The organism is Hydrogenophaga sp., assembly GCF_031426985.1.
Taxonomy (GTDB): domain Bacteria; phylum Pseudomonadota; class Gammaproteobacteria; order Burkholderiales; family Burkholderiaceae_C; genus Hydrogenophaga.
The window spans coordinates 18,627-30,959 of record NZ_JASJOY010000055.1 but is presented as its reverse complement, the minus strand read 5'-3'; the positions used below and the strand labels follow the sequence as shown (position 1 = coordinate 30,959).

Below are 12,333 nucleotides of genomic sequence, written 5' to 3'. Positions count from 1 at the left end.
CCACCATGTACCTGCCCCCCTACCACCGGCTGGACGACCGCGACGCGCTGCACGCTCTCATCGATGCCCATGCGCTGGGCACCTGGGTGTGCCGGAGCGCGGACGGCCTGATCGCCAACCACATCCCGTTCGTGCTGGACCGCCACGCGGGGCCGAACGGCACGCTGCTGGGCCACGTGGCGCGGGCCAACCCGGTCTGGCGGCAATGGGACGCCACCGCCGAGTCGGTGGTCAGCTTTCTCGGGCCGCAGGCCTACATCACGCCGGGCTGGTACCCGGGCAAGGCCGAACACGGGCGCGTCGTGCCGACCTGGAACTACGCGGCGGCCCATGTGCACGGCGTGGCGCAGGTGATCGAGGACGGCGACCGCCTGCTCGACCTGCTGACACGGCTGACCGATGCCCAGGAAACCGGGCACCCGAGCCCGTGGCGCGTGGCCGACGCGCCGCCGGACTTCGTGGCCCGCCTGATGCGCGGCATCGTCGGCATTCAGATCCCGATCCGCCACATCGAAGGCCGGCTCAAGGCCAGCCAGGACGAGGCGCCCGCCGACCGGCGGGGCACCGTAGACGGCCTGCACGCCCGCGGCCGCGACGCCGACCACGCGGTGGCCGATCTGGTAGAACAAGCCTTGCGCACCCACCCCTGAACCGCCATGTACCGCCCCACCCACTTTGAAGAAAACCGCCCCGAGGTGCTGCACGCGCTGATGCAGGCGCACCCGCTGGCCCAGCTAGTCACGCACGGCGCCGACGGGCTGGACGCCAACCCCCTGCCCTTTGAGCTGGACGCCAGCGCCGGCCCGCACGGCACCCTGCGCGCCCACGTGGCCCGCGCCAACCCGGTGTGGCAGCAGGCCGGCGACACCGAGGTGCTGGTGATCTTCCAGGCGGCCCAGGGCTACATCTCGCCCAACTGGTACCCCAGCAAGCCCGAACACCACCGCCACGTGCCGACCTGGAACTACGCCGTGGTGCACGCGCACGGCGTGCTGCGCGTGCGCGACGATGAACGCTTCGTGCGCGGGCTGGTGGGCCGCCTGACGCGCGAACACGAACGCCGCGCGCAGCAAGAGCGGCCCTGGCGCATGGGCGATTCGGCGCCCGAGTTCATCAACGGCCTGCTGCAGGTGATCGTCGGCCTCGAAATCGAAATCACCCGCCTGACGGGCAAGTTCAAGCTGGGTCAGAACCGCGAGGCACGCGACCTGGAAGGCGCCGCCACCGGGCTGGACGGGCTGGGGCAGCACGACCTGGCGCTGGCCATGCGCAACGCCGCCCCCAGGCAGGGGAACTGACGGTCCCGAACGCGTCTGTGCCGGCGCCCGCCCATCGGCCCCAGCCCCGACAATCACCGGGTGAAAACCCGCCACTTTGCCCAGCTCGTGGGCCTGTCCGCGCTCTGGGGCGCCTCCTTCCTGTTCCTGCGCATCGCCAGCCCGCTGCTGGGGCCGACGGTGATGGCCACCAGCCGCGTGCTGCTGGCCACGCTGACGCTGGCCGCCCTGATGGGCCTGCTGCGCGAACCCTGGCCCTGGCGCCACTGGCGCGAACTGCTCCGCCTGGGCCTCTTGGCGCTGGCCGCGCCCTTCCTGCTCCACGCCTGGGCCGCGCTGCGCCTGCCCGCCGGCTACAGCGCCCTGCTCAACACCACGGTGGTGCTGTTCGGCACGCTGGCATCGGCCTGGCACGGGCAGGACACGCTGAGCGCGCGCAAGCTGGTCGGCTGCGCCATCGGTTTCGCGGGGGTGGCGCTGATCCTGCAGCTGGGACCGGTGGAGCCGACCGCGGCCAACCTGCTGGCCGCCCTGGCCTGCATCGCGGCGGCGGCCTGCTACGGCGTGTCCACCCCGCTGATGAAGAAGGCCACCGAACACATGCAGCCGCTGGCGATTGCCACCGGCATCAGCGCCGCGGCCTTCGTGATGCTGCTGCCCGCCGGGCTGTGGGGGCTGCCGCAGGCGAACTTCACGCCCATGGCCATGGTCGCCGTGCTGATCATGGGCGTGTTCACCTCGGGCCTGGCCTACTGGCTGAACCTGCGCATCATCCGCCACATCTCGCCGGTGGCGGCCACCAGCCCGGCCTTCCTGATCCCGGTGTTCGGCGTGACCTGGGGCCACCTCTTCCTGGGCGAATCGCTCTCGCCCGGCATCTTTGCCGGCGGCGCGCTGGTGCTGCTGGCGACCGCGCTGGTGACCGGCTTCAACCCCTGGCGCCGCACCGGGGTGGAATCGCCGCCCTGAGGCCGTCGATCGCGCTACAGCGGGCGGCGCCGCGGCCGATACAGGCAGTGAACCCCGGTCATCTGGGCCGGACCCTGGAGCCGCCATGCCTGTTTCACTGCCCACCGGCGCATCGGCCACCGCCATCGGCCTGAGTGGCCTGCGCGCCGCCCAGACGCGGCTGGACACCACCGCTCACAACGTGGCCAACGCGCAGACGCCGGGTTTTCGCCGCCACGCCGTGCAGCAGACGGCCGTGCCGGTAACCGCTGGCGTTCAGACCCAGGTGGTGCGCGAAGACCAGGAACAGACCGGCGACCTGGACCACCTGGCCGAAGACCTGGTGGAGCAGCGCATGGCGCTCTACAGCTTCGCGGCCAACCTCAAGACCATCGAAACCGAAGACAGGATGCTCGGCAGCCTGCTGGACCGGCAGGCCTGATCGGGCCGCTCAGTCGCCGCCGGGAAAGTCGTAGTCGTCGTCCACCGCGCGGCCGGCCATGTAGGGCAGCATGCGCGCCAGGAAGGTCTCGCCCATCCAGCGGCGCACGGCGGCGTCCTGCAGGTGGGGACCGCCGTCCAGCGTCAGCGCGCAGAAGTGGCCGATGCCGTCGTCCAGCGTCAGGCCCGTGGGCAGCGGCGGCGGGCACAGCACGCTGCCGTCGGGCTGGGTGCTGATCTCCAGCTGCCAGGCGTTCATGAAGCGGTGGAAATAGCCCACCGTGCCCTTGCGCCAGACCTCGGCCAGGTACACGTTCCAGGAGCCGTGGCCTTCGACCACAAACCCCCAGTCGAATTCGTACACCGCCTGCGGCGGGTCACCGAACACCCCGATCTGCTGCACGTCCTCGCGCGCCGCAAATTCGGCGAACAGCGGCCCTGGCCCGCTGGGCTGGGCCGCCACGAAGCGCTGGATGTCGTCGGTGTCGAAGCCGAACAGCGGGTCCGGGTCGGCCATCGGGCGCTTGACCCGGTTGATCAGGCGCGAGGTCGCGTCCACGCTCTTTTGCGCCTGGATGCACTGGTCCATGAAGGTCTTGCGCCCCTCGGGCGTGGCCAGCTGCTCCAGCGTGGCGTCAAAGGCGCGGTCGTCTTTGAGATGGCCGTCTTCGCGGAAGCGCAGCACGATGTCCAGCATCGCGTTGCGGGTGATGTGCTCCAGGGTGTAGGCCATCTCGCCGCCCTCGAAGTCGGTCATCGAGCGCTGGATCCAGGCCATGGTTTCCTGGTGCGACAGGCCCTGGGGCGCGCGCGGCATGTCATTGAACAAGGCCCGCAGGGCCTTCACCGTGTCCAGATCGCTGGCCATGGGGCCTCCGTGTTGGGTTCCAAGAGAAGAAACATCGCAGTCATTGTGCCGCGGTGGTGGCACGGTCGCGCGACGGCGCAACGGGCCCTGTGCAGGGCTTCACGGTCTCGGGCATGGTGTCGTTCGGGCACAAAAGGGAACTTGAGTAGTACCTTTTCGTCACTTCGACCGAAATCTTGAGCGCCGGGACGCCCGGGCGGCGGAACTGGCAGAATCGCCGGCCCTGCGCACGCTGCCCGTGCGCCCTCCCCGCGCCCGCCGGGCGCTCCTGTTTCCGCATCCCATGTCCCTCTCTCCCGCCGGCACGCTCGGCATCGACTTCGGCACCTCCAATTCCGCCATGGCCTGGGCCGGCCCGCAGGGCCCGGCGCGGCTGATCCCGCTCGAAGGCACGGCGGTGGCCATGCCCACCGCCGTGTTCTTCAACGCCGAAGACCAGCGCACCCACTTCGGCCGCGACGCCATGACCCAGTACCTGGCCGGCACCGAAGGCCGGCTGATGCGCTCGCTCAAGAGCCTGCTGGGCAGTTCGCTCATTCTGGAAAGCACGGTCGTCAACCACCGGCAGATGCGCTTCCTGGACATCATCGCCACCTTTCTGGCCGAGCTGCGCAGCCGCGCCACCCTGGCCCTGGGCCACGCGCCCGAACGCGTGGTGATGGGCCGGCCGGTGCACTTCGTGGACGAAGACGCCGCGCGCGACGCGCAGGCCCAGCAGTCGCTGCTGGAAGCCGCGCAGGCCGTGGGCTTCAAGGACATCCGCTTCCAGTTCGAACCGATCGCCGCCGCGCTGGACTACGAGCAGCGGCTGGACCGGGAAGCCCTGGTGCTGGTGGTGGACCTGGGCGGCGGCACTTCCGACTTCACCGTGGTGCGGCTGGGGCCGCAGCGCATGGCGCAGGCCGACCGCAGCGCCGACGTGCTGGCCACCACCGGCGTGCACATCGGCGGCACCGACTTCGACCGCCAGCTCAGCCTGGAACGCGTGATGCCGCTGCTGGGCTTTCGCCACACCGGCCCGCAACAGCGCGAAGTGCCCAGCCGCGTGTTCTTCGACCTGTCCACCTGGCACCTGATCCACTGGCAGTACCAGCCGCGCGCCATTGCGCAGGCGCAGGCGCTGCGCACCAACTACAGCGACCCGCTGCTGCACCAGCGGCTGATGCGCGTGCTGCAGGACAAGCAGGGCCACCACATCGCGCACGAGGTGGAGCAGGCCAAGATCCGCGCCTCGGTGCAGGACGCCGACACCGCCGTGGACCTGGACGTGGTCGAGGCCGGCTTGGCCGCCGCCCTGGGCCCGGCCGCGCTGCACGAGCACCTGGACGCGCTGCTGGAGCGCACCGTGGCCTGCGCCGGCGAATGCGTGTTGCGCGCCGGCCTCACGCCCGCGGCGCTGGACGCGATCTACCTGACCGGCGGTTCGTCGGCGCTGCGCCCCTTCCAGCAGGCGCTGCGCGCGGCCTTCCCCACCGTGCCGCTGGTCGAGGGTGACCTCTTCAGTGGCGTGGCTGCGGGCCTGCCCTACAGCAGGACCTGATTCAGGGGCGGTGTTCGAGCGTGCGCAGGCGCCACGCGCAGCCAGTGGCGACCACCGCACAAGCAGCCGACAGCCAGAACACGCTGGCCAGGCCGAAAGCGGACGACAGCAGCCCGCCGCCCAGCCCGCCGATCACACCAGGCAGGCCGTAGCCGATCACGGTGTAGAGCGCCTGGCCACGCCCGCGCAGACGGCCCGGGAAGTGGTGCGAGATCAGCGCGATGCACACCGTGTGGTGCGCCGCGAAGGTGATGGCGTGCAGGCACTGCGCCGCCAGCAGCAGCGGCCAGACCTGCGGCAGCCCGGCGGTGAGCGCCATGCGCAGCGCCATGAGCGCCGCGGCCAGCACCAGCCAGCCGGTCAGGCTGAGTCTCGGCAGCCAGCGGCCCTGGGTGAAGAACCAGCCGATCTCGATCAGCACCGACACCGCCCAGAGCAGACCGATCCGCGTCTTGCTGTAGCCCAGGCTGTCCAGGTAGAGCGAGAAAAAGACGTAGATGAAGATGTGCGCGAGGATGTGGAAGAACACCGCCGCGAAGAACCAGCGCACCGGCGGCTGCCGCAGCAGCGGCCAGATGGCGGGGTGGTCGGTGTCGTGGTGCGCGGCCTCCTTGTGGTCGGGCAACCACCAGACGCTGGCCACCACCGCGATCAGCGTCACCAGGGTCCAGGCCGGGAAGTGGCCCAGGCCGAACTGTTCGAACCACCAGCCGGCCACCATCACCGTGATCAGAAAGCCCAGCGAGCCCCAGAGCCGCACGCGGCCATAACGCTTTGCGTCGAACGCGCCGCCCTGGCTGACCAGGTGCGCCAGCGCCGCCTCGCTCATGGGCATCATGGCGCTGGTGTGGGTGAACATGAGCAGCAGCACCCCGAACAGCGCCACCGGGCCGAGCGGGAACCACAGCGCCAGCGAGAAGATGAGCGCCGCCGTGGCGCCGTAGCGCAGCAGCTTGACGCGCTCGCCCGTGCGATCCGACAGCGTGCCCCAGGCGTAGGGCGCGAACAGGCGCGTGGCCGACTGCACCGAGGTCAGCACACTGATGGCGAACAGGCCGAACCCCAGGTCTTTCAGCCAGAGCGGCAGGTAGGGGTTGAAGAAACCGATGTGCGCGAAGTAGCTCGCGGACAGGGCGGCGAAGGGCAACAGCTGCTTGCGCTGGCTCACAGCCCACCCCGTTCGCCCTGAGCTTGTCGAAGGGCTCGCGAGGGCTTCGACAGGCTCAGCCCGAACGGAAAAACCATCACGCGCGCGATGCGGCAGCGATGTCCGGGGTGTCGACGCGAACGTCACCACACTGCGCACGGTGGCGCAGTGCGTGGTCCATCACCACCAGGGCCAGCAGCGCTTCCATGATGGGCGCGGCGCGGATGCCCACGCAAGGGTCGTGGCGGCCCTTGGTGATCACTTCGGTCGGCGCACCCGCCACGTCGATGGAGTCGCGCGGAATGAGGATGGAGCTGGTGGGCTTGATGGCCACCGACACGTCCAGGTCCTGCCCGGTGCTGATGCCGCCCAGCACGCCGCCGGACTTGTTGCCAACGAAGCCGCCCGGGGTGAGCGAATCGCCGTGGGTGGAACCCTTGTCGGCCACCGAGGCAAAGCCGGCGCCGATCTCCACGCCCTTGACGGCGTTCAGGCCCATCATGGCGTAGGCGATGTCGGCGTCGAGCTTGTCGTACAGCGGCTGGCCCAGGCCGACGGGCATGTTCTGCGCCACCACGCGCAGGCGCGCGCCACACGAATCGCCGCTCTTGCGCAGCGCGTTCATGTAGTCCTCCAGCGCCGACACGTCGGCCACCGGGGCGAAGAACGGGTTGTTGGGCACGTGGTCCCAGCTCTCGAAGCCGACCGGCACTTCGCCGATCTGCGTCATGCAGGCGTGGAAGGTGGTGCCGAACTTTTCCTTGAGCCACTTCTTGGCCACCGCGCCGGCCGCCACCGTGGGCGCGGTCAGGCGGGCCGAGCTGCGGCCACCGCCGCGCGGGTCGCGCACACCGTACTTCTGCCAGTAGGCGTAGTCGGCGTGGCCGGGGCGGAAGCTCTGCAGGATGTTGCCGTAGTCCTTGCTGCGCTGGTCGGTGTTGCGGATCAGCAGGGCGATGGGCGTGCCGGTGGTCTGGCCTTCGTACACGCCGCTGAGGATTTCCACCGCATCGGGTTCGTTGCGCTGGGTCACGAACTTGCTGGTGCCGGGGCGGCGGCGGTCCAGGTCGTGCTGGATGTCGGCTTCGGTCAGCGCCATGCCCGGCGGGCAGCCGTCGATCACGCAGCCGATGGCCGGGCCATGGGATTCACCGAAGTTGGTGACGCAAAACAGGGTGCCGAAGGTGTTGCCGCTCATAGGGGAAGGATTATCGCCGAGGCCCTTTTCCAGTCGGTCCGGCCCCGCTTCAAGTTCGGCGCTCGCCAGCCGATAGACCCGCAGGGATTGCTCCATCCAACCCGCGCCCCGTTCCACGTCCCGCCACCAAGATCACCGCCATGCCCCTGCGCCGCCTGACCGCCTCCGCCCTGCTCTGCCTTGCCGTTCCCGCTGCATGGGCCCAGCCGGTGGCCGGCACCCAGCCTTCCCGGTCGATTGCCGGCCAGTACATCGTCGTGTTCCGCGACAACGTCGCCAACGCGCCCACCCTGGGCCGCCAGCTGGCCACCCAGGCCGGTGGTCAGTTCCTGCACGGCTACAGCCACACCATCAAGGGTTTTGCGCTGCGCCTGCCCGCGCGGGCCGCCAGTGCGGCTGTGGCCGCCCTGCAGAAAAATCCCAACGTGGCCTATGTCGAATCCGACGCCACGGTGTCGATGAACGAGAGCCTCACCAGCCCGCCGCTGGCCCAGAACAGCGCGACCTGGGGCCTGGACCGCATCGACCAGGTCGACCGTCCGCTGAGCAGCCAGTACCTCTACCAGTACCAGGGCGCCGGCGTCTACGCCTTCGTGCTGGACACCGGCATCCTGGCCACCCACCAGGACTTCGGCGGACGGGTGCAGCCCGGCACCGGCTTCATCAGCGACGGCAAGGGCAGCACCGACTGCAACGGCCACGGCACCCATGTGGCCGGCACCATCGGCGGCAGCCAGTGGGGCGTGGCCAAGGGCGTGACCCTGGTGCCGGTGCGGGTGCTCGACTGCGCCGGCAGCGGCAGCTGGAGCGGCGTCATCGCCGGCCTCGACTGGGTCGCATCCCAGACGGCCATGCGCCCGGCCGTGGCCAACCTCTCGCTCGGCGGCGCCAAGTCCAGCTCGGTCAACGCAGCCGTCGCGGCCGCGGTCGGCAAGGGCGTGACCATGGTCGTGGCCGCGGGCAATTCGAACGCCGATGCCTGCAACACTTCGCCCGCCTCCGAACCCTCGGCCATCACGGTGGGCGCGACCACCAGCGCCGACGCCCGGGCCAGTTATTCCAACTTCGGCAGCTGCCTGGACCTCTTCGCGCCCGGCTCGTCCATCACCTCGGCCTGGTACACCGGCACCGCCGCGACGCAGACCATCAGCGGCACCTCGATGGCCTCGCCGCACGTCGCGGGTGTGGCCGCACTGGCCCTGGCCGCCAACCCGGCCAGCACGCCGGACATGGTGACCCGCTTCCTGACCGACAACGCTTCGCTGAACAAGGTCGGCACCGCCGGCACCGGATCGCCCAACCGCCTGGTGTTCTCGCTGGCCGCCGGCGCCCCCCAGGCCCCGGTGATCCGCACCGTGTCGGTGGCGTCGATCGCGGGCAGCACCGCACTCTCGGGCCGCAACAACTGGATCGCCTATGCCCAGGTTGGCATTCGCGACCTGCAGGGCAGCCCGGTGGCCGGCGCCACGGTGACGGGTTCGTTCGCGCCCGGCGGCGGCAGTGCCTGCGTCACCGGCAGCACGGGCAGCTGCAAGCTGGCGAGCAGCACCCTGTCCAAGGCCAAGGTGGCCTTCACGGATTTCACGGTGAACGGCGTTGCCGGAACGGCGCTGGTGTACGACGCCAACCAGAACAGCGCCACCCGCCTGCGCATCGCCCGGCCCTGACGGCCCCGTGCCGGTGCGTCCGGCCCGTGGAACGCTTCCTGCATCGGTGAAGGCGCAGCCATTTCGCTGCCCCAAACCCGAAAGGAGCGCACCATGCTGGACAAGACAGGCACCCTCTTCTCGCACGTCAAACCCTCGGACACCTCATTTCAGGGCGGCGGTCTGCGCGACTTCTTTCTCTACCGCGACCTGGGGGTGGCGCAGGCGACGCACGGCAAAGTGGTGGCGCACCTGGTCAAGGCCAACCGGCCGCCCGAGAGCAGCGGCGGCACCGGCTGGCATCGGCACGAGGCGGATTTCCAGATCGTCATCATGACCAAGGGCTGGGCCAAGTTCATGTACGAAGACCAGGTCACCCACGTGGAAGCCGGCGACGTGGTGCACCAGCGCCCGGGCATCCGCCACTACCTGTTCGACTACTCGCCCGACATGGAGTACCTGGAAATCGTCTCCCCGGCCGACTTCAAGACCGTGGATGTGGACCCGGTCTGCAGCATCCCGGAACCGACGCCCTGGTCCGAGCCATAAAGAAAAGCCAGTGAGCCCCCGGCGCGACGTGCCTGCATCCAGAGGCGCCGCGGAACTGGCTTTGCCAGGCCGCAGGCGCCGCCCCCTTGAGGGGGTCGCGCGCAGCGCGGCGGGGGTGGGCTAAAACTCCGCGTCGAGTTCGTCGATCTCGTCCGGCTCGGCCTCTGCCGCCGTCACCCACGCCTGCATCGCCGGCAGCGCCATGATGTGTTCGCAATAGGCCACGCAGGCGGCGTCCAGCGGCACGTCGTAGGTGATGAAGCGCGTGACCACCGGCGCAAACATCGCGTCGGCAATGCAGGGCTTGTCACCGAACAGGTACGGGCCGCCGTAGGTCGCCAGGCATTCGTTCCAGATGGTCTCGATGCGCTCAATGTCCGTCTGCGCGCGCGACCAGACCTTGAAGCCCGGGAAGTGCGCCTTGATGTTCATGGGCAGCGAGCCGCGCAGTGCCGAGAAGCCCGAGTGCATCTCGCCACAGATGGCGCGGCAATGGGCCCGCGCCTTGCGGTCGGCCGGCAGCAGCCCGGCCTTGGGCTTGATCTCGTGGAGGTATTCGCCAATCGCCAGCGTGTCCCAGACGTGCACGCCGTCGTGGTCCAGCGAGGGCACGCGCATGGAGGCCGACAGCAGCAGCATCTCGGCCTTCATGGCCGGATCGTCGGGCGAGATCACGTGTTCCGTGAAGTCCAGTTTGGCCAGCTTGCACATGAGCCAGCCGCGCAAAGCCCAGGCGCCGTAGTTCTTGCTGCTGATCGTGAGTACCGCTTTGGCCATGTGTCGCTCCTCGTGGTGGCACAGGCGCAGCAATCCCTGTGCCACAGCCGTGGGGCCCGGATGCACCGCAAGGGTGCGGTACCGCCTGGCCCGGGAATTGCCTCGACTGCGGTACCTCACGAGGAAACGACACCATGCTGTATCAGGCCTACCAGTTCCAGTCCGACCTGATCTCCCCGCTGCGCCTGGGCGCCCAGTCCCTGAGCGCCTCGCTCTGGTTCCAGAAGACCGAGCGCACCGTCGTGCGCAAAGTGGCGGCCGCCTGCGATGTGCTCTCGCGCCTGCGGCTCACGCACACGCGTCCGCCCTACAACATCCATTCGGTGGTGGTGGACGGGCGCGAGGTGCCGGTGGTTGAAGAAACCGTGCTCACCCTGCCGTTTGGCACCTTGCTGCGCTTTCGCAAGGCCGACACCACCCTGCCGGCACAACCCAGGGTGCTGCTGGCCGCGCCGCTCTCGGGCCATTTCGCCACGCTGCTGCGCGAGACCGCCAAGACGCTGCTGCAGGACCACGAGGTCTACATCACCGACTGGCACAACGCGCGCGACGTGTCGCTGGTGCACGGCGGCTTCGGCCTGGACGACTACATCGGCTACCTGATCCGCTTCACCGAAGCAGTGGGCGAAGGCAGCCACATGGTGGCGGTGTGCCAGCCCTGTGTGGCCGCGCTGGCGGCCACGGCGATCATGGCCGAAGACGACCACCCGGCCCAGCCGCGCAGCCTCACGCTCATGGCCGGTCCGGTGGACTGCCGCGTCAACCCCACCGAGGTCAACAAGCTCGCCACCAGCCAACCCATCGACTGGTTCGAGAACCACCTGATCAGCCCGGTGCCGCTGCCGCACGCCGGTTTCATGCGCCGCGTCTACCCCGGCTTCGTGCAGCTCAGCGCCTTCGTGAGCATGAACCCGGAACGCCACCAGCAGTCGTTCGTGCACCTGTACGAGCACCTGGAACACGGCCGGCTGGAGGAAGCCGCCACCATCCAGAACTTCTACGAGGAGTACCTCGCGGTCAACGACCTGCCGGCCGAGTTCTACCTGGAGACGGTGGAAAAGGTGTTCCAGACCTACGACCTGCCGCGCGGCGTGCTGACCTACCGGGGCCGCACGGTGAACCCGGCGGCCATCCGCCGCACCGCGCTGATGACGGTCGAAGGCGAGCGCGACGACATCTGCTCGGTCGGCCAGACGGTGGCCGCGCAGGACCTGTGCACCAACGTGCGCCCCTACCTCAAGACCCACCACATCCAGACCGGCGTGGGCCACTACGGCGTGTTCAGCGGCCGCAAGTGGAACCAGCAGATCTACCCGCGGGTGCGCGACCATGTGCACGGCAGCGTGTGATCCCCCGCGCCGCCCTGCGCGCGGCATCCCCGTACCCTGCATCTGCACCAACAAAAACGCCCCGACTGGCGGGGCGTTTTTGTTGGGAGCAACCGGCGTTCAGGGGAAGTTCGGCTCGGCCTTGCCGGTCTCTTCTTCGGGCCAGTCGCGGATGTAGGCCTTGAGCATCTTGTTCTCGAAGTTCTGGCTGTCCACCACCGCCTTGGCCACGTCGTAGAAGCTGATCACGCCCATCAGCATCTTGGCGTCCATCACCGGCATGTAGCGGGTGTGGCGTTCCAGCATGAGGGGGCGCACCTGTTCGAGTTCGGTTTCCGGTGTGCAGCTCATGGGGTGGTCGTCCATCACGCTGCGCACGGTGTTGCGGCCGACGCTGCCGCCGTTGCGGGCCACGGTGTGCAGCACCTCGCGGAAGGTGAGCATGCCCACCAGTTCGCCGTGTTCCATCACCGCCAGCGAGCCGATGTCGAACTGGGCCATGACGTCCACGGCCTTGGTCAGGGGTTCGTCGGGGGAGACGGTGTAGAGCGTGCCGCCCTTGACACGCAGGATGTCGCTGACTCGCATGGCTGTTCTCCTCGGATTCGTCGAGT

Annotated in this window: 13 protein-coding genes; 8 read left to right on the top strand and 5 right to left on the bottom strand. The window is 69.2% G+C overall.

Annotation, left to right across the window (positions count from 1 at the left end; translation table 11 throughout):
• The first annotated feature begins 5 nt into the window (after positions 1-5).
• The 4 genes from RMP09_RS07685 to RMP09_RS07670 all read left to right on the top strand — a co-directional run bounded on the left by RMP09_RS07685 (position 6) and on the right by RMP09_RS07670 (position 2,667).
• Positions 6-650: an FMN-binding negative transcriptional regulator gene (locus RMP09_RS07685; RefSeq protein ID WP_310565384.1), complete on the top strand. Its 645-nt coding sequence runs from the start codon at positions 6-8 to the stop codon at positions 648-650.
• Between the two features lie 6 nt (positions 651-656).
• A complete protein-coding gene (locus RMP09_RS07680) occupies positions 657-1,298 on the top strand; it encodes an FMN-binding negative transcriptional regulator (protein WP_310565383.1) in 642 nt (213 codons plus the stop codon).
• A 60-nt stretch (positions 1,299-1,358) separates the two neighbouring features.
• Positions 1,359-2,246: a DMT family transporter gene (locus RMP09_RS07675; protein WP_310565382.1), complete on the top strand. Its 888-nt coding sequence runs from the start codon at positions 1,359-1,361 to the stop codon at positions 2,244-2,246.
• Positions 2,247-2,331: 85 nt separating this feature from the next.
• Positions 2,332-2,667 carry a flagellar basal body protein gene (locus tag RMP09_RS07670; RefSeq protein ID WP_310565381.1) on the top strand — a complete coding sequence of 112 codons (336 nt, stop codon included), beginning with the start codon at positions 2,332-2,334 and terminating at the stop codon, positions 2,665-2,667.
• 9 nt (positions 2,668-2,676) lie between these two features.
• Here the strand turns inward: RMP09_RS07670 and RMP09_RS07665 are convergent, their stop codons facing one another.
• On the bottom strand, positions 2,677-3,534 hold the full coding sequence (locus tag RMP09_RS07665; protein WP_310565380.1) for a hypothetical protein: 858 nt from the start codon (positions 3,532-3,534) through the stop codon (positions 2,677-2,679).
• Between the two features lie 283 nt (positions 3,535-3,817).
• Here RMP09_RS07665 and RMP09_RS07660 point away from each other — a divergent pair, with 283 nt between their 5' ends.
• Positions 3,818-5,074, top strand: coding sequence for an Hsp70 family protein (locus tag RMP09_RS07660; RefSeq protein ID WP_310565379.1), 1,257 nt, complete (start codon positions 3,818-3,820; stop codon positions 5,072-5,074).
• Position 5,075: 1 nt separating this feature from the next.
• On the opposite strand, the gene RMP09_RS07655 is transcribed toward RMP09_RS07660, so the two are convergent.
• Positions 5,076-6,242, bottom strand: a complete 1,167-nt coding sequence (locus RMP09_RS07655; protein WP_310565378.1) for an MFS transporter — start codon at positions 6,240-6,242, stop codon at positions 5,076-5,078.
• A gap of 76 nt (positions 6,243-6,318) precedes the next feature.
• Positions 6,319-7,419 carry a chorismate synthase gene (gene aroC, locus RMP09_RS07650; protein ID WP_310565377.1) on the bottom strand — a complete coding sequence of 367 codons (1,101 nt, stop codon included), beginning with the start codon at positions 7,417-7,419 and terminating at the stop codon, positions 6,319-6,321.
• A 140-nt stretch (positions 7,420-7,559) separates the two neighbouring features.
• Here aroC and RMP09_RS07645 point away from each other — a divergent pair, with 140 nt between their 5' ends.
• Together RMP09_RS07645 and RMP09_RS07640 are read left to right on the top strand one after the other, a co-directional pair.
• Complete coding sequence (locus tag RMP09_RS07645; RefSeq protein ID WP_310565376.1) at positions 7,560-9,086, top strand: S8 family peptidase; 1,527 nt, start codon at positions 7,560-7,562, stop codon at positions 9,084-9,086.
• A 93-nt stretch (positions 9,087-9,179) separates the two neighbouring features.
• A complete protein-coding gene (locus RMP09_RS07640; RefSeq protein ID WP_310565375.1) occupies positions 9,180-9,614 on the top strand; it encodes a cupin domain-containing protein in 435 nt (144 codons plus the stop codon).
• 120 nt (positions 9,615-9,734) lie between these two features.
• Here the strand turns inward: RMP09_RS07640 and RMP09_RS07635 are convergent, their stop codons facing one another.
• Entirely contained in the window at positions 9,735-10,391 is a 657-nt protein-coding gene (locus tag RMP09_RS07635) for a glutathione S-transferase (protein ID WP_310565374.1), read from the bottom strand.
• 134 nt (positions 10,392-10,525) lie between these two features.
• On the opposite strand from RMP09_RS07635, the gene RMP09_RS07630 reads away from it, so the two are divergent.
• On the top strand, positions 10,526-11,740 hold the full coding sequence (locus RMP09_RS07630) for a polyhydroxyalkanoate depolymerase (protein WP_310565373.1): 1,215 nt from the start codon (positions 10,526-10,528) through the stop codon (positions 11,738-11,740).
• A 99-nt stretch (positions 11,741-11,839) separates the two neighbouring features.
• On the opposite strand, the gene RMP09_RS07625 is transcribed toward RMP09_RS07630, so the two are convergent.
• Entirely contained in the window at positions 11,840-12,307 is a 468-nt protein-coding gene (locus RMP09_RS07625; protein WP_310565372.1) for a CBS domain-containing protein, read from the bottom strand.
• Positions 12,308-12,333: the final 26 nt, after the last annotated feature.